Source organism: Wolbachia endosymbiont (group B) of Hofmannophila pseudospretella (assembly GCF_964028515.1).
Classification (GTDB): domain Bacteria; phylum Pseudomonadota; class Alphaproteobacteria; order Rickettsiales; family Anaplasmataceae; genus Wolbachia.
On the sequence record NZ_OZ034788.1, the window covers coordinates 951,372 to 974,563 of the forward strand.

19 protein-coding genes, 1 tRNA gene and 2 pseudogenes are annotated in these 23,192 nt (G+C 33.7%); 9 read left to right on the top strand and 13 right to left on the bottom strand.

Features of this window, described 5'->3' with window-relative positions:
- Positions 1 to 245: 245 nt before the first annotated feature.
- Positions 246 to 593: a diacylglycerol kinase gene (locus ABWU24_RS04525; protein WP_353274513.1), complete on the top strand. Its 348-nt coding sequence runs from the start codon at positions 246 to 248 to the stop codon at positions 591 to 593.
- Between the two features lie 6 nt (positions 594 to 599).
- On the opposite strand, the gene ABWU24_RS04530 is transcribed toward ABWU24_RS04525, so the two are convergent.
- The 3 genes from ABWU24_RS04530 to ABWU24_RS04540 are packed head-to-tail and all read right to left on the bottom strand — an operon-like array spanning position 600 to position 5,431.
- Positions 600 to 1,553, bottom strand: coding sequence for an RluA family pseudouridine synthase (locus tag ABWU24_RS04530; protein WP_410541814.1), 954 nt, complete (start codon positions 1,551 to 1,553; stop codon positions 600 to 602).
- Entirely contained in the window at positions 1,553 to 3,364 is a 1,812-nt protein-coding gene (locus ABWU24_RS04535) for a coiled-coil domain-containing protein (protein ID WP_341815662.1), read from the bottom strand. Before ABWU24_RS04535 ends, ABWU24_RS04530 begins: the two co-directional genes overlap by 1 nt.
- Before the next feature lie 15 nt (positions 3,365 to 3,379).
- On the bottom strand, positions 3,380 to 5,431 hold the full coding sequence (locus ABWU24_RS04540) for a ComEC/Rec2 family competence protein (RefSeq protein ID WP_353274515.1): 2,052 nt from the start codon (positions 5,429 to 5,431) through the stop codon (positions 3,380 to 3,382).
- Positions 5,432 to 5,527: 96 nt separating this feature from the next.
- On the opposite strand from ABWU24_RS04540, the gene ABWU24_RS04545 reads away from it, so the two are divergent.
- Positions 5,528 to 5,604: transfer RNA gene (locus ABWU24_RS04545), tRNA-Met, on the top strand.
- A gap of 131 nt (positions 5,605 to 5,735) precedes the next feature.
- On the opposite strand, the gene tmk is transcribed toward ABWU24_RS04545, so the two are convergent.
- Entirely contained in the window at positions 5,736 to 6,353 is a 618-nt protein-coding gene (tmk, locus tag ABWU24_RS04550; RefSeq protein WP_015588094.1) for a dTMP kinase, read from the bottom strand.
- Between the two features lie 106 nt (positions 6,354 to 6,459).
- On the opposite strand from tmk, the gene ABWU24_RS04555 reads away from it, so the two are divergent.
- The 3 genes from ABWU24_RS04555 (at position 6,460) to ABWU24_RS04565 (ending at position 10,006) form a co-directional block, all read left to right on the top strand.
- Positions 6,460 to 7,032 carry a thioredoxin family protein gene (locus ABWU24_RS04555; RefSeq protein WP_015588095.1) on the top strand — a complete coding sequence of 191 codons (573 nt, stop codon included), beginning with the start codon at positions 6,460 to 6,462 and terminating at the stop codon, positions 7,030 to 7,032.
- 5 nt (positions 7,033 to 7,037) lie between these two features.
- A complete protein-coding gene (locus ABWU24_RS04560; RefSeq protein ID WP_341815664.1) occupies positions 7,038 to 8,756 on the top strand; it encodes a monovalent cation:proton antiporter-2 (CPA2) family protein in 1,719 nt (572 codons plus the stop codon).
- 89 nt (positions 8,757 to 8,845) lie between these two features.
- Positions 8,846 to 10,006, top strand: a complete 1,161-nt coding sequence (locus ABWU24_RS04565; protein ID WP_015588097.1) for an aspartate kinase — start codon at positions 8,846 to 8,848, stop codon at positions 10,004 to 10,006.
- Between the two features lie 15 nt (positions 10,007 to 10,021).
- On the opposite strand, the pseudogene ABWU24_RS04570 reads toward ABWU24_RS04565, so the two are convergent.
- The 4 genes and pseudogenes from ABWU24_RS04570 to bcp form a co-directional block, all read right to left on the bottom strand.
- A pseudogene (locus ABWU24_RS04570) lies at positions 10,022 to 10,462 on the bottom strand (DNA replication and repair protein RecF); the annotation flags it as partial.
- A gap of 13 nt (positions 10,463 to 10,475) precedes the next feature.
- Positions 10,476 to 11,481 (bottom strand): IS630 family transposase gene (locus ABWU24_RS04575; RefSeq protein ID WP_353274215.1). Its coding sequence is split into 2 segments (ribosomal slippage): positions 10,476 to 10,970 and positions 10,972 to 11,481, totalling 1,005 coding nucleotides; the frame shifts between segments, so codons are not numbered across the junction.
- A gap of 81 nt (positions 11,482 to 11,562) precedes the next feature.
- Positions 11,563 to 12,204 (bottom strand): annotated as a pseudogene (locus ABWU24_RS04580) (AAA family ATPase); the annotation flags it as partial.
- Between the two features lie 8 nt (positions 12,205 to 12,212).
- On the bottom strand, positions 12,213 to 12,680 hold the full coding sequence (gene bcp / locus ABWU24_RS04585; protein ID WP_015588099.1) for a thioredoxin-dependent thiol peroxidase: 468 nt from the start codon (positions 12,678 to 12,680) through the stop codon (positions 12,213 to 12,215).
- Between the two features lie 63 nt (positions 12,681 to 12,743).
- Between bcp and gshB the strand changes: the two genes are divergently transcribed.
- Complete coding sequence (gene gshB / locus ABWU24_RS04590; RefSeq protein ID WP_015588100.1) at positions 12,744 to 13,670, top strand: glutathione synthase; 927 nt, start codon at positions 12,744 to 12,746, stop codon at positions 13,668 to 13,670.
- Here the strand turns inward: gshB and ABWU24_RS04595 are convergent.
- A complete protein-coding gene (locus ABWU24_RS04595; protein ID WP_015588101.1) occupies positions 13,655 to 14,677 on the bottom strand; it encodes a UDP-N-acetylglucosamine--N-acetylmuramyl-(pentapeptide) pyrophosphoryl-undecaprenol N-acetylglucosamine transferase in 1,023 nt (340 codons plus the stop codon). The two genes, gshB and ABWU24_RS04595, sit on opposite strands and share 16 nt — an antisense overlap.
- Before the next feature lie 73 nt (positions 14,678 to 14,750).
- Here ABWU24_RS04595 and ABWU24_RS04600 point away from each other — a divergent pair, with 73 nt between their 5' ends.
- Positions 14,751 to 15,116 carry a hypothetical protein gene (locus ABWU24_RS04600; protein WP_353274517.1) on the top strand — a complete coding sequence of 122 codons (366 nt, stop codon included), beginning with the start codon at positions 14,751 to 14,753 and terminating at the stop codon, positions 15,114 to 15,116.
- A 1-nt stretch (position 15,117) separates the two neighbouring features.
- On the opposite strand, the gene lpdA is transcribed toward ABWU24_RS04600, so the two are convergent.
- From lpdA to der, 4 genes are all read right to left on the bottom strand, one after another.
- On the bottom strand, positions 15,118 to 16,503 hold the full coding sequence (lpdA, locus tag ABWU24_RS04605; protein WP_353274519.1) for a dihydrolipoyl dehydrogenase: 1,386 nt from the start codon (positions 16,501 to 16,503) through the stop codon (positions 15,118 to 15,120).
- Positions 16,504 to 17,191: 688 nt separating this feature from the next.
- Positions 17,192 to 17,665, bottom strand: a complete 474-nt coding sequence (locus tag ABWU24_RS04610) for a disulfide bond formation protein B (protein ID WP_015588104.1) — start codon at positions 17,663 to 17,665, stop codon at positions 17,192 to 17,194.
- 79 nt (positions 17,666 to 17,744) lie between these two features.
- Positions 17,745 to 18,800, bottom strand: a complete 1,056-nt coding sequence (locus ABWU24_RS04615; protein ID WP_341815665.1) for a hypothetical protein — start codon at positions 18,798 to 18,800, stop codon at positions 17,745 to 17,747.
- Positions 18,801 to 18,933: 133 nt separating this feature from the next.
- Complete coding sequence (gene der / locus ABWU24_RS04620; protein WP_015588106.1) at positions 18,934 to 20,259, bottom strand: ribosome biogenesis GTPase Der; 1,326 nt, start codon at positions 20,257 to 20,259, stop codon at positions 18,934 to 18,936.
- A gap of 190 nt (positions 20,260 to 20,449) precedes the next feature.
- Between der and ABWU24_RS04625 the strand changes: the two genes are divergently transcribed.
- Together ABWU24_RS04625 and ABWU24_RS04630 are read left to right on the top strand one after the other, a co-directional pair.
- A complete protein-coding gene (locus tag ABWU24_RS04625) occupies positions 20,450 to 21,373 on the top strand; it encodes a hypothetical protein (RefSeq protein WP_353274521.1) in 924 nt (307 codons plus the stop codon).
- 201 nt (positions 21,374 to 21,574) lie between these two features.
- Entirely contained in the window at positions 21,575 to 23,092 is a 1,518-nt protein-coding gene (locus ABWU24_RS04630; RefSeq protein WP_341815668.1) for an acyl-CoA carboxylase subunit beta, read from the top strand.
- Positions 23,093 to 23,192: the final 100 nt, after the last annotated feature.

Below are 23,192 nucleotides of genomic sequence, written 5' to 3' on the forward strand. Positions count from 1 at the left end.
TTATTTCAAAATTAGGATCGTGTAAGCTAAGGCGAGAGAAATTTAATTAAAGGATTTTTGTGTCAGTATCAATATATAACTGCCTTGAGCGTTTGTTGAAAGGCTTTGTACTAATTTTCTTGATTCAAACAATATGCTAGACTTTAACTTAAAAATCTTTGTAAGTGATCACGACTGAAAGGTGTTTTCATGCATTTTTTACCTGAGTGCAATAAGTGTAATTCATTGAGTTTCCAAAATTGATAATGAAGAAAAGCATTACTCGTCTAATAAAAGCAATTCAATACTCCTGTGAAGGAATAAAATCAGCTTTTGTATCAGAAGTTGCGTTCAGACAGGAGTTACTGCTTTTTATAATATGTGTTTCAACTTTGTTTGTTTTAGATGTAAGTAATTTAGAACGTGCAGTAATGGTAAGTAGCCTATTTTTGGTGTTAATTGTAGAAATTATTAACACTGCTTTTGAAACAACAATTGAGCGTATTTCCAGTGAACAACATATACTTTCAAAAAAAGTGAAAGATCTAGGTAGTGCAGCAGTTTTTCTCTCATTAATTAACTTCTTGATAACATGGATGGTAATATTGATATGAATGTTGTTAAGATATATTTTCAAATTCACCGATTAAGACTTGCATGTCTTGTGGTAAATCAGAAACAAATTCCATATATTCTTTACTTTTTGGATGATATAAGCCTAGCGTGTGAGCATGTAGTGCCTGTCTATTGAAATTACGGATAAAGTCAGAGTTTTTAGCATGTTTTGCACTTTTACTACTATTTTTTCCGTAAACTTGATCACCAACTACAGAATGTCCTATGTGGCTCATGTGTACTCGAATTTGGTGTGTTCTGCCTGTCTCTAAAGTACATTTAACCAGGCTTGCTTGCCCTATAATTTTCTTCACTGAATAATGAGTGATTGCTAATTTACCTGCTGTTTTTGTGACACACATCATTTCTTTATTACTGCGTTTTGGAGCAATATGGGTTTTTACTGTTCCTTGCAGATTAGGTAATGCTCCCCAAATTACTGCTAAGTATTCCCGTTTTATTTTACGATTTGATAGCAGCTCAGACAAGAAGCTGTGGGATTGTTCATTTTTTGCAATTACCATGAGTCCACTAGTATCTTTATCAAGCCTGTGAACAATTCCTGGTCTTGTATTTGTATATGGAATTTTGCCAAGGTGAGCGATCACTGCATTCAGGAGTGTATCATTGTTTGTTCCAGCACCTGGGTGTACTGTTAATCTACTTTGTTTACTCAGAACTATAATGTCCCCATCTTCGTAGATGATATCAAGCTTTATATTATAGTTAGGTTCAATTGATGTGGATATGTCAGGTTGAACGAGATGTACTATATACTCTTCACCTGGTTTTACTATGTGGTCATTATTAATTATCGGCGTGCCAAATAATGTTACCCGCTCATCTTGTATCAATCTTTGCGCTTTACTGCGTGATATGTTGCACTTTTTAGCTATGTAAGTATCTAGCCTTAATTTTTTTTCGTCACTATTAACATTTAAGGTTATATCTATGGTCACTACCCTGCGCAAGCTACTTTGAATGCTGCATGAACATCTGGATCCACAAAATCAACTTTTGTGTTAGGTTGAGCTTGAAGCCCATCTTGTTTCTGGATATTAAAAGTCATTTGAGAGCCATCTTTCCAGTGGATTATTACCTTATTATCAAAATTTCTTAATGTTACCTCACTGACTTTTTCTCCCTTATCATCTTTTTCTTCCAACTTAATAGATTCTAATAAATAGAAGAAAAACTCACTTGCTTTGCCATTAATTTTTTTTCTCCATTCATCCATTTTTTCTTGTTCAGATAATTCTTTTTCCAATTTTGCATTTTCTTGCTCCAGCTCTTTCATCCTTTTTTTTGATTTTAATAGTCTATTTTTTTCTTTTGCTTTTTTCTCTTCATCCCGTTGTTTGTCAAAAGGAGTAGCAGTAATACTGCCTTCACTGCTATTAGGTTCATTTGATTGAGTCTGTTTATTCTTTAATTCTGCTAGCTCATCTTTTACTTTTTTTAGTTCTTCTTCTAATTCGTTCTTTATCTTTTCCGCTTCTTCTTTTTGTTTTTCCAATGTATCTATGAACTCACGATCATCGCTAATTGTTCTTTCTCCAGACTGAAAAAAGCCAACTAATCTGCTTGGTTCAAATCGCTCAACCTTATCTTCAGCGATTTTAATAGTATTCTCTAAACTAGAAAAAATGCTTTCAATTTTTAGTGAATTTGTTCTTTTTGCCAGCTCTTTAGCTTCGCTTAAAATGACCATCATTTCCTTACGCAACTTATCTAAATCTTTTTTGATGTCTCCTCTAATTCCTTGTAGATGAACAAGTGTTTCTTGAATTTCATCATTTGCAGGTTTTAGAAGTTTGCTATCAAGTAGATCTGTAGCTTCACCTAAGTGCTTATCGAGTGAGTCAACAATTTTATCTGTAAAATCAGTCAAGTGCTTATCAAGTAATTTTATCAATCGAGATATAGAATCATTTTCTTCCTCATCTTTTGTCTTTTTTTCCATTACCGATACAACCCCACCTCTTCTGAATGGAAAGAGAATATCCAAATTGTTAAACTTTTTAACAATATTATGATTATTGTTTATCTCATTGTTTTTTAGCTTGCTGAATGTTATACATATCCCAACAATAGCAATGATACTAGCCAGTGCAACTATGGCCCATTCCAAATCCTGAACATTGGCAAAGCTAAATCTATTTTGTATTAATGCGCCAACTATAATTACAGTGCTAATTATATATGGTATGGTAAGAAAAATGGCCTTATTTTTATTCTCCTGTTTCTGACTATCTAATATCTTTTTCTGACTTTCAGAAATTGGTAAAACTATTGAAAAGTTTGCTTTTTTGTGACCTATAAGACTTAAATTTGGTTTTATCTCTATTTTTAGAGCATTTTCAGCAAGTTCACTTATCTCGTTGTCTTTGCCACCTCTAATTTTATCATTTATTAATTCCTCTATCGGCTTTTTTCCTTCTTTTATCTTCTGCTTATGCATATATCTCATAGCAGAAGAGGCAACAAAAGCTGTTAAAAGAATCACAGAAACCAAAGTATAAATTGGCATGAATGTTGGGTTAAAAATATCTGTAATAAAGCTTAAATTATTACTAGTTATTATTATTGCAGCTACATAAGCCAAAGAAAATTGAAGCCAAGTATTTACAGCTGCTATAGGTAGAGTGTTACTTACGGAATATTTCTTTGTTGCACGCCATAACCTAGGAAAAAAACCAATAGCATCATCTATTTTGGCAAAATTATGATCTACCTTAACCTTGAAAGGATTTGTTGTATCTGAATGCATAAATTTCCTTACACCTTAATTAATTATATATAAATGATACTTTAAAAACAAGTTTTTTGGCTTATGCCAAGGACGATTAGAACGCACTTTACTAACCTTTATACCACTATCTGTTAGCCAAACAGAGTGTGTGCCATATGCTTCTAAGTCAGCATACTTGATGGTTTTAGTATTGCAAGCTGGGTAGTTGAATTTGCTTAGCTGAATTACTAGATCGACATTGTTACAACTTTCTACAATATCTTCTTTTTTATAAGCTAGCAACACTGACTTATTATTTCCTTTATTATATATACAGTCATAATCATTACATTTTAGCCTTTTGTTTGAATTACTGAATTTAGTATGATTCAAAATTTGATTCTGCCCGTTTTGTTTAGCCCATGTTTTGACAACAAAGTTCCTATTTTTCCTAGTAAGAGAATATAGTAAACTGTCATCTTCTTTTACAGCAAGATTATCAATGCTGACCAGGATGTCAGGGGTTCTATACATAGCGCTAGAGAAAATACCCAGCACAATAAAGAAAATTCCAAAAAAACGCCAATTCCTTTCCCACAAGCATAGCCACAATAACCCAAGTGTTATTATAATAATTGATGAGCCAGGAAAAGTGCGAGTGGGAATAACCAAATACTGAAGACTAGCGATTGCATTTGTTATACACAAGATACTGTCAATTGGGCGCTCTATAAATGGCGCTATAATCCATTCAATACCTAAAGGAATCAATAAAACATAAATTATTCCAAGTGGAATAATAATGAGTGTAACTATTGGTATAGCAATCAAATTTGTGATAATGCCACTGATTGAACAATAGTTAAAATTGTATATTGTGTACGGAACAGTTGCTAAACTTGCTATGACTGAGCTGATCATTATCGACACAAAATATTTTATTATTTTTATTTTGAATAACTTATTAGCATTGATCTGATAGCTGGCAATTAGTGCCAAAACAGCAGAAAATGACATTTGAAAACCTGGCTTTAAGATTGCTTCTGGCTCCACTATGAGTATCACCGAAGCAGCAAACGCAATTGCTATTAATCCTCGATATTTCCTTTCTATGATTATTGCAACAAGTACCAAGATCACCATGATGTAGGCACGCTGAGCAGAAATTTGCATACCGGTAATCAACAAATAAAAGGTAGTTGGCAAGATAGTAAAGAATGCAGATATTTTTTTAGTGTTATATTTAAGAGTCAAAGTTTCAGATATTGCAAATAAATTACGGAATACTATAAAAAACAGACCAGCAACAAACGATAAATGTAAACCAGATATAGCGAATAAATGTGCTATACCTGAATCTCGTATCGCATTCATAGTTTTTTGATCTATCCCGTCTTTTTTGCCAATTAATAATGCAGAGATTATGTCCGCGTGTGGCTTTTTGGTATTTTGCTGTAGGTTTTCATAGATATATTGACGGAAAGATTCTATATACTCTTGAAATTTTCTTGCTTCAGCCTTTTTGTACAGGACTATTTTGCTTGTTGCAAAGCCTGTTGCACTTATTTTCTGATAATATGCTATTCTTGCGAAATCATATGCATATTCCGAAGGCGCAATTTTTGGAGGAAAGAGTTTTGCTGATAATTTTACTTGATCCCCTATTTTAATGCCTTCTTCCGCTTTGGTTCTAACTGATATTCTGATGTTATCTAACTTAAACTTCGTGTTTTTTATTTCATAAAGCAAAAATTGCTCATATGAGCCCTTGTTATTAATATCCTTCACTGTAGCAACAATATCTTTCACATACCTTTCCTTATCAAGAATGTGAGTATTAACTGAATCTGTTCTGAATTTGCTGGCTGTAAATCCTATGAGCACTGCAATTAAAGAAATGCATAATATTGCGTATTTCCTGTATAATATTGCAATCAGAATTAGTATAGGTGAAAGCAAGAGAAAAATAGATATAGTGAAAGCACAGCTTGGTTCAAAATTTAATGAGAAATAGGTTAAAATTCCTGCACACTGAAAAACAGGGAACCACAATATCAAGTTATATTTTTCATTGCACAGATTGTTATGTATATAATTTACTATCATGTTAAGAAAGGTTAATAGATATATAAATATATGTAATAGTGTGATTTTATTCTTTTATTTATTATTATTACGCATATAATAATAAATAAGCAACGACGCGGGATGGAGCAGCTCGGTAGCTCGTCAGGCTCATAACCTGAAGGTCGTAGGTTCAAATCCTACTCCCGCAACCATCTTTCAATTGTACAAACATTGCGATTTCTCTTATTATAATAGCAATGGTATTTCTAACTCAAAGCTTGTTTTTGACCTGTAGGCTCAATCGTAACATTCAGTAAAAAACTCAGGGTATTTATTGACAAAATTATAGCGGCTGCATGCCTTTTTTCTTTTTTCTTATTACATCAATAATTTCACTATACACTTTATTGTTGTCTTTATCTGCAATTCCAGTAATAACATTACATCTATTAGATTCTTTTATAGCTATTTCTTGAAATCCTTCTCGAACTTTATTATAAAAATCAACGTCCATCTCTTCATACTTATTTTTATCCTTTGCTCTGCTGAGTCCAACTTGAACATCAATATCTAAAATAAATGTGATATCTGGATATTTAATTTCTACTAATTTGTGTAAGTCTCTTATTAGACTCAAGTCAACACCTAGTCCATACCCTTGATACGCAATAGTTGAATCGATAAATCGATCACAAATAACTGTCTTTCCCTCTTTAAGAGCTGGTAGTATTAATTCTTTCATATGTTCATATCTCATTGAGGTAAATAATAAAAGTTCAGAGATGGGATCAATATTATCCTTAAGTAGTAATCCTCTTATTTTTTCTGCAAAATCAGTACCACCTGGTTCTCTAGTCAATACGACATTATTTTCACCGTGAATTTGCTTGAAATAATTTGCAAGTAACTCAGACTGTGTTGTTTTACCAGAACCATCTATTCCTTCGAAGGTTATGAACATAAATTTTATAATTACAATGCTAAATGCAAACAGTGTACATAGAAACCATTTGACATTTAAGCAATAAGATCATAAATTATATACGGTATACAATTCTCTATGAGCTATGGTTACGCTAGACACTCCTAAGATAGATTTAGACTTTACTGCAAAGAATTTCAATCTCTTGGGAGTGGATAACAAATATTATACATTAAGTGACTGCTATGGGGAAAATGGTCTTATTGTAATGTTTATATGCAATCACTGTCCTTACGTTCAATCAATTATTAGCAATCTAGTAAGCGATGTTAATTTGTTGAAAAAAGATTATCAGGTAAACACCGTTGCAATCATGCCAAATGATGTGAATAAGTACCCAGAAGACTCCTTTGAAAACATGATTAATTTTGCCAAGAAAAATAAGTTTACATTTCCATATTTAATTGACAGTAACCAAGAAGTAGCTAAAGAGTATGGTGCTGTTTGTACCCCTGATCTCTTTGGGTTTAACGCTGATTTAAAACTTCGTTATCGTGGACGTTTTAACAATGCAAAAAAAGAGAAAGTTCAAAATTATGAAATAGGAAGTAGTGATTTATTTCAAGCGATGAAATTTATTGCAAAAACTAGCAATCCTCCAATTGACCAAAAATCAAGTATTGGTTGCTCAATCAAGTGGTCTAATTCTACAGGGTAAATATCATGCACAGTGGCTCTCAGCATTTGTTTGATATTATCATCTTACTTTCCGCTGCTGTGTTTATAGTCATAGCGTTTTGGAAAATGAATATCAGTCCAGTGCTTGGTTACTTTGTTGCAGGTGCGTTGATTGGTTCTCATGGATTTAATCTGATAAATTCAGCTGAAGCAATGGATAACTTCGCAGAATTTGGAGTAGTTTTCCTGTTGTTTATTATAGGTCTTGAATTGACATTTGAACGCCTCATCGCCATGCGTAGGCATGTGTTTGGGTTTGGTTCTCTCCAAGTTATAGTTACTATGATAGCAATATGGTGCATTGCTCTCGCCTTTGGAGTGAGCATAAACATGGCAGCAGTTATTGGTGGTGGGCTTGCACTATCTTCAACAGCAATAGTGTTGCAGGTTCTGCAAGAAAAGGGTTCTCAAGCAAGCCAAGTTGGCAGATTGTCAATAGCAGTGCTACTAATGCAGGACTTTGCAGTGGTACCTCTAATAGTACTAGTGCCCCTGCTTACTGGCAATTCTGAACACAGCTTAATAAGCTCGTTGGCAGGCTCATTAGTGCAAGCAGCTATTGCATTGGTGTTGATATTTGTAACTGGTAGGTTATTACTGAGGCCATTGTTTTCGGTTATTGCCAAAATGGAGAGTAATGAAATCTTTATATCAACAACACTTCTGATAATATTAGGATCAGCATTTATTACTGAACAATTTCATTTATCAATGGCATTAGGCGCATTTGTTGCTGGGTTACTAGTTGCAGAAACAGAACACAGGAATTCGGTAGAACATGCAGTATTGCCATTTAAAGACTTATTTCTTGGTTTATTCTTTATGACTGTTGGCATGTCTATTGATATTGACCTTTTACTCAATAAGTTACCACTCGTTACTTTATTATCAATTATCCTTATCATTTTAAAGACGTCCATTATATATACATTGTGTAGATTTTTTGGATTTAGAAGTGCACCTGCAATACAAGCTGGATTACTGCTTGCACAAGGCGGTGAATTTGCATTTATTTTATTCCGTTTAGCAGATGAATTAGATGTACTATCAAGTGAAATCGCTCAAGTGCTTATGATGGTAACTACAGTAACTATGGCTTTTACTCCTCTTTTATCGGGAATTGGAGACTGGATAGCAAATTCATTTAGCACTGAAAAAATAATACTAGACGATGAAGCAATCGAAACAGACACACAAGATCTTCATAACCACGTAATAGTTGCCGGGTTTGGTAGAGTGGGATATATGGTAACGAAAATGCTTACTGCAGAGCATTTAAGTTATGTTGTTGTAGATATTCAATCAAAAATAGTGAAAGAAGGAAAAAATGACAGTTTCCCTATATATCTTGGAGATGCTACAAGATATGAAATTTTAAAATCAGTAGGAATAGAAAGAGCTCAAGCTCTTGTGGTTTCAATAAAGAACGAAGTCACTATAAAGAAAATAGTTTCTCTAGTTGCAACAAACTTCCCGCATGTAAATATTATAATACGTTTACCAGATTTGAATAATGTGGAGGTTTATAAAGATCTAGGGGCTAGTAAAGTTATTCCCGAAACGTCTGAAATTGGATTGCAGCTAGGTGGAGCAGCATTAAGTTTAAGTGGTATTAGCGAAAGCGGAGTTACATCTTTAAAAGGTAAATTTAGAAAAGGCAACTACAGTATGTTAAAAGACCTTGGTAGTGATAAAGATGAATAATCCTCTATCACTTTAATTAGTGACCAGAAAAACACATTTAATTAAGCAACTATACTCTCTAGAAAGGTGAAATTGACCTTATTGTAACTATGAACAAAATAATAATAAAAAAATTTGGTGGTACTTCGCTAACTGACTTAAATCGAGTTGCAAATCTAATAAAAAACGATATTGAAAAAGGTTATAATGTAATTGCTGTTGTATCTGCTGCTGCAGGATTCACTGACCAAATGGCTTTTCAAGCCAGGCAAATTTCAAATTTAAATTGTAGACAAGAGTTATCAGAGTATGATGTCCTGCTTTCAGCAGGAGAACAAATCTCTTGCGGGTTATTAGCTATCACTCTTCTGTCTGTTGGAGTTAATGCTAAATCATGGCTCGCCTGGCAGTTGCCAATTCTAACGGATAATTTTTATTCTGAGTCTAAAATAAAAAAGATAAAAATTGACCATGTAAAAAGATCTTTTGCTGAGGGTTATACTGCTGCAATCATTGCTGGTTTTCAGGGTATACACGATGATAGAATCACTACTTTTGGTAGAGGAGGATCTGACATCTCAGCAATTGCCTTTGCTGTAGTCTTTGGTATTAGGACTTGTGAAATTTTTACTGATATTGACGGAATATATACAGCAGACCCAAAAATTGTTCCAAGGGCACGCAAGCTTAAATCTATCTCTTACAATGAAATATTGGAGATGTCGTCATCTGGTGCTAAAATATTGCATAATCGTTCAGTACAACTTGCAATGAAGCATAATATTAAGGTGCAAGTGTTATCCACTTTTGAGGAAGTAGAAGGCACTACAGTACTACGCGAAAAAGATGTACTGGAAAGATACTTAATTACTGGAATAACTTATAGCACTCACGAAGCTCTTGTAACTTTTACTAACTTTGCAAATACTCTGGATACTTTAAGAGATATAGCAGGAGCAAACGTTAAAATTGACATGATACATGGGTCAAGCTTTTTGATTTCCAAATTTGATGTTGATTTAATGACAAAGTTATTGAACAAAAATGAAAATTATGTCGTAAACAATAATATAGCTAAAATTTCAATAATTGGTATTGGTGTTATGTCTAACACTGAAGTGATGTACCGCACACTCAAGGTTTTAAGCGAAAAAAAGATAGAAATACTTGCTGTCACAATGTCCGAAATCAAGATCAGTATAGTTGTTCAAAAAAAACACGCTGAGGCTTTAATTAGAGATTTACATACCGAATATGAGCTTGATGTATGACAGCACGCTTGAAATTTATTTACTTGATAATTCAAAAAACTTGAAAGAGCAAAGATAGTTATTGAAATTATCTTGATTTACATCGGTTATCCAAGTTTGACATTGAATGCTTAACACCTCCTCCATTAACACCTTTCTGTAATCTTTATCAAGATGCGACATTATATCGTCAAGCAGAAGAAGAGGTGCTTTATTGTAATGAATACACCTTGCTTTTACACTAGATAAGATGATAGAAAGCAGTAATAGCTTTTGCTCTCCAGTAGAACAAAGATTTATTGGCATGTCCCCTTTTTGGTAAAAAACCCGAAAATTATCATTATGTACAGAAAAGGTTACTCTACCAGTTAATGAGTCTTTTTCTCTGTTTTCCTTTAGACGATTCTGAAAATATTCTGCAGTATCGTTCAAAGTTAGCTGACTGCTAAATTTCAAACTTGCCTTTGGAAAAAACTCATACCAAAATCCATTACTGACCGAACAAATAAGAAACATTACAAACTCGTTTAATAGTAGTACTGGAAATATTGACAATAAAATTACACAAAACATCTTCAAGTAAACCTATGGTATCGTAGATACTATTGCGTAAAGTATTGTATTTGATATATTGCCACAACCTTTCAACAGGATTCAGTTCCGGTGAATAAGGAGGCAAGTATATGATGGTAATGTTTTCCTGAATTTTCAAACTTTTTGATCTATGCCAACTTGCACAATCCATTACAAGAAAGGCTTCTTTCGTGCCTAAATCTTTCGACATCTGCTCCAGAAATATATTCATACAATCAGTGTTTACATATGGAGCAAGTAGGCTAATTTTCTTACCACTTCTTGGATTTACCGCACTGTAGATATAGAAATTTTGTCTACCAATTTTCATTTTAACCTGTGTTCTGACCCCTTTTTTAAACCATCCGTGTCCGATTTTTGAATGAGTTCCAAATCGTGATTCATCAAAAAAATACCTCCTTTTCAGGGTGGGAATTGACTATTTTATTGAAGTATTTTTTAAACTCTTCTTGCTTGTTTTTATCTTGTTTATGGTGAATTGGCCTCGGTGTTATGTAAGAAAACTTCATCCTTTGTATCTCACGGTGCACTGTTGATTTGCTAATGTTTAGGCCAAATTCCTCTGAGATTTTTATTTGCACTTCCTTAATAGTAATATTTGGATTTCTTTCTACCCATATTTCAATTTGCTCACGTTGATTTTTGTTTAATTTGCTTTTTCTTCGCCGCTGAGACGGGGAAAATAATCTTTCTACTCTACCAAATTTTAGATGCTTTATCCATTCAGTCAAAGCAGTCCTTGAAATTTTACATATTCTTGCCACAGCGCTTATACTACTTTCTTTTCCTGCTATCACCGCTTGTAACTTTTTTGAAACATATGCGTTATTTCTGACCTTTTTTAACATTTCTTTCGCCAAATTTACAACTTTTTCGTCTAATAGTTTTGACCTTAATGCCATTTATACCTCTCTATTTTATCTACTTTAGTATCACTTCTTTCCCATTATTGTCTATCTGTTCTTTATATAGTGGGAATTGGTATCACAAGAATGGTTATCAATTGTGCCCTGTAGTATTTTTAAAACAGACAAACGCATACGTAAAATATCAACTGCATTGGTAGCCATGACGTTTTCAAGGCTAGAGAGCCAATTTTCGTCTAAAATATTCTCTCTAAGCAGTTTACTTCGCTCATGTTTAGCTTTCCTGTATTTCATATAGCAATAAGTGTAATTTTCTTCAAACAGTGAGACGATACGGTCTAAAAATTTTAATCTGTCGCTCGGAGAATTAAGAAGAATATAGTCCATTTGTGGAATGAGCCATATTACATTGGATATTCTATACAGAGATGAATAACTTGATTGTGTTTTTCCATCAATTTGTATTAGTTTATTATTAAGATTCTTTCCTATACCAATTGAGTTAAAGTATGTTCCATTAAAAAAGTCATAATGCACTGCCCAATCTTCATTACTGAGTCTATTTTGCATCTCACTAATTTTTACTTTTTTCATGCCATTACTTTTAGCAAGCAACGAGATTGCCTCAAGTATATTAGTTTTACCAACACCATTTTGACCAGTTATTACAACCGATCTATCGTCTAAATCAAGTTCGAAATTTGAATGACTACGGAAATTATGTAATTTCAATTTTTTTATATAGCAATGGGTAGCCATTCTTTAATTTATATTCTGCTTACTTCCTCTAAAACCTCATCAACATGTCCACTCACTTTTACATTTTTCCAAATCTTCACTACTTTACCTTTTTTATCTATTAAAAAAGTAGTACGCTCTATTCCCATATACTTTTTGCCAAACATACTTTTCTCTACCCAAACACCATACTTTTCCAACATTTCAGCATTTTCATCAGAAACTAAAGAAAATGGCAGAGAATATTTTGCTTTGAAGTTAACGTGGCACTTAACACTATCTTTTGACACACCAATTATCACTGTGTCAAGAGAAGAGAAATTTTCTATTTTGTCTCTAAAGCCTTTTGCCTCCATTGTGCAGCCCGGAGTATCGTCTTTAGGATAAAAATAAAGAACTACATTTTTTTTATCTAAAAATTCACTCAGTGATAAAATCTCACCAGAATCTATTGGCAAGCTAAAATCAGGTGCATTATTTCCTATTGTTAATTCCATACTTTGCTCCATTATTAACACTTTTATGGTACTATATTATATTGTAATAGGAAGGGAGGATAAATGAAAGTAGCTTTTCAGATGGATGAAAGTATAAATTTTGAAGCTGATACTACATTTTCATTAATAAAAGAAGCGCAAAGAAGAAGGTACGAAATTTTTGTTTATGTACCTAATAATTTAGCGCTTAAGTTAAATCAGCCGATTGCCCTTGCTCAGAAAGTCAGCGTTGATGATTGTAGCTTCATTTCAAAAGAGGATGTAGTAATCAACCTAAATGAAATGGATATCATATTTATCAGACAGAATCCACCATTTGATATGCGGTACATTACAACAACCTATATCTTAGAAAAGACTACTGCGTTAGTAATAAATAATCCAACAGAAATAAGAAACTGTCCTGAAAAATTAATTACTTCACTATTTCCAGAGCTAATTCCTCCAACTTTGATCACTGAGAATATATCGATGATTAGAAATTTTTGTCACGACTATCAAGATATCATCTTGAAACCACTATATAGCTATGGAGGAAATGACGTAATAAGAATACAAGACCAAAATAGCATTCAAGTAGTAGTCGATCTCATGATTGCAAAATATGAATGTCCTGTGATTGCGCAAGCCTTTTGCAAAAACATAGACAAAGACAAAAGGATATTATTGCTAGATGGTAAACCAATAGGATCAATGAAGCGAGTTCCACAAGTGAATGGAGAGATCAGGACAAATATGCGACTAGGAGCAAGTTTTGAGCCTGCCCAAATGAATGATAGAGACAACGAAATATGTAATAAAATTGGTCCTGAGCTAAAGAAAAGAGGGCTAATATTCGTTGGCATTGATATTATAGATGACTTCCTTCTTGAAATTAACACAACTTCGCCTACGGGAGTAGTTTATATCAATAAGTTGTATAGTAAATCACTAGAAAAAGAACTATGGGATGCATTTGAAGAAAAAGCAATTCGTCAACTAAGTTCTTGAGCTATTGCCTTAATAAATTCAGTAACTCCATTCCTTATTCTTGTTTTCTTAGTATTATTAGCCATATCACGCAATTTTTGACAATTTTGCAATAAATCAACTAGCAACTCTCCTAGATTCTTTTTCGCGTTACTATTTTGCTCAACCATTACAGCTGCTCCCGAATCTTCAATATGTTTTGCATTATAAAATTGATGGTTATCTTTTGAGTGAGGATAAGGAATATATACAGCAGGACGCTCAGCAAGAGTAATCTCTGCTATTGAAGTTGCCCCCGCTCTGCTAATTACCAAATGAGCATTGGCCAGTTTATTTTCCATATCATCGAAAAACTCACTTAACTCACAATCAATTCCTTCACTTTTGTATAGACTCTTGACCTTGTTTATATTTTTCTTCGTACATTGCTGCGTTACTCTAATCCTCTCTTTTACTTCAACAGGTAGATCACAAATTACGCTGCTCACTACATTATCAAAAAAATTTGCACCCTGACTACCTGCTATTATTAACACGTTTAAAACTGTTTCAGCACTAGAATAGCCTTGTGCTTCTATATCGACGAAATTTCCTGTAAAAACGCATTTACTGTCTTCTGCATACTTAGTCTCTGGAAAGCTAGTTGCAATTAATTTTGCACTCTTGAAAAAGAATCTATTTACTCTCCCTAAAACTGTATTTTGTTCATGTAAAATTATAGGTATAGAAAAAATCTTTGCTGCAAAAAGAGTTGGAAAAGAAGCGTAGCTACCAAAACCAATTATTAGCTTTGGTTTTAATTTTCTTGTTTGATACAGTGCTAATACACAACTATACATTAACAAAAAGAGAAACTTCAATTTGTTGCCACTTGGCTTGCACAATGGTAAAATATAACTTTCTATATTGATGGTTTTTTGATCAGTGAATAATATACAATTGTGCCCTTGTACCTTTAGTGCTTTTGCTAAGGTTATAGCTGGAAAAACATGCCCACCTGTACCGCCTGTTGCTAGAATAATATCCATCTGTAAATAGCAATTTGATAATAGATTATTAATCATTTTTTAATAATCTGCATGTAAAATTTTATTAAGCTTTATGATAGTTGAGTTAAAAATGCCTGAAAGTAGCAACAGTAAAAACGTGAAAAATAAGCCTCAAGAGCAAAGAGAAGGCGGAAGCAGAGGTTTTATAGGATTGTTAAAAAGCATAACAAAAGCTCTTTTTAACTCAGTTGTTGATCTACCTAAGCAAGAACAACTCAATAAAAATATTGATAGACAACAAGGTTTAGACAGTAAAAGAAAAAGCCCAGAGGATCTTAATCAGGAAAAAAAGCTTGAAGTGAAAGAAGCAGCTGAAGGGTTAAAAGAAAAGTTAGAAAAATCTGATATTGGTAATCAATCTATTAGAATTGAATCGCCTAATCAGGATAATTGTAGCTCTAAAACAATGAATCGTTAGCTTAACTATTTAACGATTCATCATCTGCAGCAAGTACTGATTCGTGTATAATTTCCGAAATAGTTGGATGAGGAAAAATCGTAGATTTTATGTCGCAGTCTGTTCCCTCTAGTTGCTTTGCAAGAGCGAAATTGCTAATTAACTCTGTTACTTCCGCTCCTATCATGTGAGCTCCAAGAAGTTCGCCTGTTTTTTTGTCTATAATTGTTTTCACTAAACCTTCAGTTTCACTTAGTGTAATAGATTTACCATTAAAGTTGGAGTGAAATTTTCCTACTTTTATATCGTATCCACTTTTTATTGCCTGTTCCTCAGTAAGGCCAACGCTTGCTACTTGCGGATGAGAGTAAGTGCAATTTGGTATGCACTCTTTTTTTAACTTATGAGCATTTTTACCAGCAATTTTCTCAACACAGATTACAGCTTCATGACTTGCTTTATGCGCTAAACATGGGGGACCAGCTACATCACCTATTGCATACACACTTGATTCACTTGTTTCATACCACTCATTCGTTTCAATGAAACCAGAAGGACTCAACTTAATTTTTGTATTTTCTAAACCTATATTTTCAGTGTTTGCTTGAACGCCAACTGCAACAATTACTCTATCGAATTCTTTATCATCACCACTACTTAGCTGCACTTGAACAGAGTCTTTATTTTTAGTGAAAGTTTTTACACTCTTGCTCGTATATATTTTTATTCCTTGTTTTGTAAATATCTCTTGTACTAAATTTGAAATGTCTTTATCTTCCAGCGGCAAGATAGTGTCTTTTACTTCTATAATTGTTACATCAACCCCCAAAGTACTATAAAAACTTGCAAATTCTATTCCTATCGCACCAGAACCTATGATTAGTAGCGATTTTGGTAATTTCTTTGGAGTCATAGCGTGCTGCGCATTCCATATTAAATCTCCATCCGCCTCTATTCTAGGTAGATTTCGCGCTCTAACACCTGTTGCTAAAATGATATAATTGGAAGAAATTTCCTCCTCCTTTTTGTCATTAAGAATTTTTACAGTACGATTACCTGCAAGTTTACCAAAGCCTTGATGAACTTTGATGTTATTTTTTTTCATCAAATATGCAACACCGCTTGACAATTTATCAACAACGTTTCTTGAGTATTTCACTATTGATTGTATATCAAAACTTACATCCTTTACTTTTATGCCAAATTCTTCTGATCTTGTTATTAACCTATAAATTTCAGATGCTCTAAGTAGCGATTTTGTTGGTATACACCCCCAATTTAAGCATATACCACCCAAATTTTCTTCCTTTTCAACAATTGCAGTTTTAAATCCGAACTGCGCCGCTCTAATTGCTGCTATATAACCACCAGGACCGCTACCTATAACTGTAATATCATACTTATTCATCAGCTTTCTTCGTATTCAAAAAGATTATATATAACAGATGGAACCCGTATAATCAATGCTCAGGTGCATAGAAGCGAATTGACAAACCTTCCCACTTTTCTTCTTATATCAATAAGAGAGAGTATTTATCCTTGTTTTTAATCTCCGCGGGTTTAACAACAAAACTCAGATATTTATTGGCAGATTACATAAAAATTATAGCAGCTGCATGTTTTTTAAATTTTTTCTACTTCAGCCAAAACACGCTTGTTAGCACATTATCAATTTACATTATTAAAACTCGCTATATAGGGATTCTTTTGCCTTTTTTTACTTAGTAAATTTATTAATATCTATAGCTAAAGCTTCAGGCCAGCACTTGATGCTGGAATCTTTACTACAAATAAGCATATTGAGCACAAAATTATGCTAAAACACAACGTTTTTGGTGAGACTATGGACAAACTGAATCCCAGTATCTGGGCACTGGGATGACAAGAAATAGGCTGCTTGAATAACAATGAAAGGTTATTTGGATGATAGCTGCACTTCCAGTGTCAGCTACTCGGATGACAAGAAAGAGGGCACTGGCATGCTGAACCATAATGTTCGTACAGCTGTGCAAGAATCAGTGGGTGTGACTTGCCAAATTTTTAAATTACGGACAGCACCAAGTAACGCACAAGCACAGCGTCTATACCAGTTACTGTTATACCTTATTTTTTTCTCTACAATACATTTTACCTGATAAGAATAGAGCTACTATAAGGTAAATTAAGTTCCATGTTGCTAACGAGACACCAAAAATATAATGAGGTCTGTCACAAGATGGAGAGTAGTTAGGGTTTAATAGATTATTTCTTAGCTCTTCTATGCTAACGTTACCACTTGCTTGCTCTGTACAGCCTAAAACATCATGAAATAAGTGGAGTTCAAGACCTACATGATAAAAAGATATTATTGCACCAATGAGATAACTGCAAAACATCGCATAGATTAGGATTTTGTTGTTTTTGAACATGTACGCAACTGCAAGTAGCCCTGTAACATAGTAAACTACTCGCTCGTATATACATAACTTACACGGTATCATATTGAAAAAATACTCTAGCACATATGCAAAAATTAAAGCGACAGCGCTTGATAAGAGAAAAATTATAGAATTGTTATTTACATCTGACATAGTTAATGAATTACTACAATATCTGTGAAGAGTCAACTCTTGTTTGACAACGTTTCATGTAACGATAGAACACTAAGTACTATGTTACTACTTTTACACCTCTATACATATGCTCGCCGTTGTATATTGGTTCAATAATCAGCCCTTTCATATCAGTTGCAACTCTAGTATCACTATCTATTTTTGCAATTTCTTCTTTGGTATACAATTCATCCTTGTTTTTCGTCCAGCTATTGTCATATTGAATATCAACTTCTCCTCCATTGGTTTTAAACCCAAATGTTTCTTGCATAAGCAATCTTGCTTCTTCCAAACGTCTATTGTAACGTTTGTTATAATCTTGATAGCTAGATATAAGAAGAAGAACGTCATTAGAAAGAGTGAAATATACTATCTCTTCCATAATTTTGTAAATCTCATGTTCTGATAACTTAAACAAAGGATAATCTTTTTGAAACTTATTCTTTACTTCATTGTAAATTTCCATAATTTTTACTCTACCAGCATCGCTTAGAGCAATGATAGCATTTTCAATACTTGCTATACCGTCATAGTCATAACCTTTTCTGTCATTTTCAGCAACCAAAAAGCCATGCATAGCCTGAATCTCACCAACTTTCTTATCTTCTTTAGGTAAGATATCAAAATCAAAATAGATCATAGGAGATTTCAATACCAACAATATAAATATACGCATGCTGTCTATCTCAACACCAAAAGATAATCTTTTACTTTCTGGAATAGAGTATAGATCTTTGAAATATTGAGATACAATGTATAAAGGACATTTAGATAGTTCTGTTTTCTTATTTGGTTGCAAGTGAAAGCTGAATTCATACTCTCCTAAATCTAGCTCATTAAAATCTATAAGTTCTATATTTTTGTTTGGGTTAAATTTTCTGTTTGATATTTTATTCTCCAACTCTTTACGTTGCTCAGGAGTAAAACCAGATCCATTTATTACTAATTTCACTACACGTGTATTTTCTCTTTTTGCCCATTCGCTCAATCTCTCCAAATATTTTTCTGGGATCGGATATCCATATCTTTTTGGAAGCCACTGAAATACTAAAGGTGTATCAACCGTGAAAGTATGTGGAGATCCAGGCCTTAAATCTTGTCCTTTATAATTCATAGCAAAAGTACTAAATAAGTTAATACTTTACTATATAACATTAATTTATCAACTACTTATTTAGGTAATATTGTTTACTTATTAATAATATTACCCAAGATAAAAAGCTATATTATTAATAAAACAAGATTATCTACTTTACATAGGGATTTTTGTTCTTTTTCAAAAGTAATCTGACTGGTACACCGTGAGCAAAGAAGTTTTTTCTAAGACCATTAGTCAAATAACGTTTATAACTCTCATCAACACTTTCAGGGACGTTGCATACCAAAGAAAAAGCTGGAGGTTTGGTGCCAATTTGAGCAATATACTTCATTTTAATTGCTCTACCTTTTATAAGTGGGTGAGAATGTTTTTCCACGGCATCTATTAGCCAATTATTAAGTTTTGCAGTGCTGATCTTCTTGTTTAAGGATTCACTCACTTCAAGACACTTATCTATCACATCACCGCAGCGCATACCTTTCAATGCAGAAATTGTTACAGTTGGCACTTCCAAAAATAACCGAGTCACTTCCTGTTGTTTGACAAATTTTATTAACTTACTTCTGTCATCCTTACCTATTAAATCCCACTTATTTAAAACAATGATAATTCCCTTCCCCCCTTTAATTGCAGCTTCAGCAATTGATAAATCCTGCTGCTCAACGCCAAGCAAGGAATCTAGCATTAAAATCACTACATGAGAGCGCTTTATTGACTCTATACTTTTTTCAACAAATCTTGATTCTAAGTTATCAACAACATTTGCCTTTCTGCGGATTCCCGCAGTATCGATGAGAGTGATTAATTTCCCATTATGGTCGTATGAAATATCCACAGAGTCACGCGTGGTACCAGGTTTTGAGCTTACTATTAGTCTATTTTCTGCAAGTAAACTGTTTAAAAAAGTTGATTTTCCAACGTTTGGGCGACCGATGATTGCAATCCTCAGTCTAATGGACTCACTTTCAGGCAGCTCAGTGCCTTCGCTCAGACCTTCAATAACACTAGCTAATGCATCATAAAGATCAACCATACCAAGATTATGTTCAGCTGAGATGTACACCGGACCTATGAAGTTGAAGAACTGCAAATAATCAACGTTTTCCGATTTATGACTTTCGCATTTGTTTGCTATTAGTATTACAGGTTTGTTCGTTTTTCTCTTCAGCCACTTTGCAAACTCTTTGTTCTGCTCGTTTTGCACTTTTGCATCAACAAGAAAAAAAATTACATCTGCGCTTAATAAAGAAAACTCTATTTGTTCAATAACTTGTAGTGAAAAACTGGTTTGGTCGTTCCATCCTCCTGTATCTATAACTTTAAACTCTAAATCACTAATTCTTCCAATTCCTTCACGCCTATCTCTCGTTACTCCTGGAATGTCACTAACCACCGCTGCTTTTCTTCTTACTAGCCTATTAAATAGAGTTGACTTGCCTGCATTTGGAAGGCCTATTATGACTATTTTCAGCATAGTTTAAGAGCGTGTTTTATACATAGTAAATTATAATCAAAATTTTTCACTTTAACTATTGACTTAATAGATTATGTGCTTATCCTAAGGTTAGTATGTTTTATATTAAATTTATTATGTAAATGGGGGTAGTTATGCTAATACCAGAAAAAATATCAAGTGCAAATAAAGAGCAACATATAAAGGGTCTTTGGAAGAGATAGGTTATCCAGAAGAAATAAGTGCTTTTATTGACGAACATGAGCGAAAAAATATTTTAGATATATCGCGAAAGTTTCATAATGCTCATAACATATATAATGATGCAGAAGACTTGCCTATTGATCAGGCTGTGACAGGGATTGCAAATAGATTTCTAGAATCTATAAGAGATGCAAAAAAGAAAAAGGTTATACTGAGTGTTCCATTTGATCCCCAAAGAGGATCAGCAATACTAGATAGCTTGATATGTAGACTTAACCATCTCATACACAAGGATGACAATATTAAGGGGAATGACAAAGATAAATTAAAGCCTATTTGGGAAGAAGTGTGTGATCTCGTTTCAAAAGGTAATGATGTAAGTGAGAGAGTGTTAGAATTATTGCCAGAAGATGTAATTGAAAGATATGAAGATTACTTATCAAACCTAGAGAAAATTGCAAGTGAAAGTATTGATAATGGTGAAATAAACAAAGTTGCAGTAAAAAGAGACAATCAATGCTATTTTGTAAAGTATCCAGCAGGGTGTACTGTCATTCCTACAAAGTTGCTGAGCCATCCAGAACTTCAAGATTTAGACGGAGCGCTAAAAATCGGAGATGGTATAATTCGAATAAAAGATGGAAAATATCATGATATAAAAGGCAGCGTAATAATGACCTTTACCTTTTACGATGAAACAGTTGAAATGGTTTTATCCTCAAAAGATGCTTCAGGATTTGGTAAAATGATGGTCTATATGAACGACAAAAATTGTGAAATCTTCTCAAAGTACCTTAAAGAGCTAGAAGAAAAACCTCATATAAATGAGATTGTTGAAGCTGCCAAAAGCTTTGTGCAAACAAAACCTTCTTCTACTCTAGACGATACTAATGCATCTCAGCATTCTCAGGAAGTTCTAACAGTAAACTGATAGATAAAGCATGTACACTGTTTAACAGTGTACAATCGCTTAGCGTTAAAAATGCTAGACTATAAATCTGCTTGTGACAGTTACAGTGAATGCGTGCAGTTTCATCAATTTCGTTAGACCTTAAGAAAGTGTTTAGGTCAAAAATAGACACTTCAAAAAAGTAATGTATACTTAATTAATTGAAGAATTACTCCTCTTGATATGCAGGACTTTAAAATACTAGAAACTAAAACATTAGAAGCTGAAAAAGGAGGAGGTCCTGATAGGGTTAACAAGCAACATGAAAAAGGAAAGCTAACCGCTAGAGAAAGGCTGAGTATATTGCTCGATGAAAATTCATTTCAAGAGTATGATAAGTTTGTGAAGCATCACGCAACTGATTTTGGCATGCAAAATGCTGATTTTTTAGGTGATGGAGTTGTAATTGGCCATGGTACTATTTATGGCAGAAAAGTTTTTGTTTATTCTCAGGATTTTACTGTCTTTGGTGGATCACTTGGTGCATCACATGCAAAAAAAATATGCAAAATTATGGATATGGCAATTAATGCCAGGATTCCAATTATCGGACTAAACGATTCTGGTGGAGCCAGAATCCAAGAAGGAGTAAATTCCCTTGCTGGTTACGGAGAAATTTTTCAAAGGAATGTAAATGCATCAGGCGTTATACCACAAATCTCTCTAATCATGGGCCCATGTGCTGGTGGGGCAGTTTACTCTCCAGCGCTAACCGATTTTATTTTCATGGTAAAAAATAGCTCATACATGTTTATAACCGGACCAGATGTAGTGAAAAAAGTTACATACGAGAACGTAAGCCACGAAGATCTCGGTGGAGCAAAAATTCATACGAGCAAAACAGGAGTAACAGATTTTGCATTCAATAATGAAGTTGAAATGCTACTAGAAATGCGAAAATTCTTCACCTTTTTGCCAGCAAATAATCAAGAGTTGCCAAAAACTGTACCAATCTGCGATTTAATTGATGATGTTGATGAATCTTTGAACACTCTAGTTCCTAGTAATCCTAATACTCCTTATGATATGTATGAACTCATTGAAAAGGTGTGTGATGAAAGGAAATTTTTTGCACTAAAACCCGATTTTGCTCGTAACATCATAATTGGCTTTGGCAGAATTGGAGGAAATACTATTGGTGTTGTTGCAAATCAACCTATGCACCTTGCAGGATGCTTGGATATTGACTCTTCAAGAAAAGCTGCGAGGTTTGTAAGATTTTGTGACGCGTTTAACATTCCCATCATCACACTTATTGATGTTCCAGGTTTCCTACCAGGTACAAATCAAGAATACAATAATATAATACAACACGGAGCGAAACTGCTTTACGCTTACGCTGAAGCGACCGTGCCGAAAATTAGCCTTATCACTAGAAAAGCGTATGGTGGTGCATATATTGTTATGAACTCAAAGCATTTAAAAGGTGATATAAATTATGCTTGGCCAACCGCTGAAATAGCTGTAATGGGCCCTGAAAGTGCAGTTGAAATTATATTTCGACACGAAAAAGATCAACAAACACTAATTAAAGAATATAAAGAAAAATTTGCTAACCCATTTTTTGCTGCATCACATGGATATATTGATGATATAATAGTGCCAAGTAAAACAAGGTATCACCTTCACAAAGCACTAGAGCTACTTAAAAACAAGAAAGTAGAAAGAATATGGAAGAAGCATGATAATCTTCCTTTGTAACTTTCCTCTCAGTTTTTATTGTAAGGTCTACAGTGCCGTTACACCAATACTAGCGCTTGGATTACCAATAACGCTAACTTTTGGATTCTTTTTTCTACAA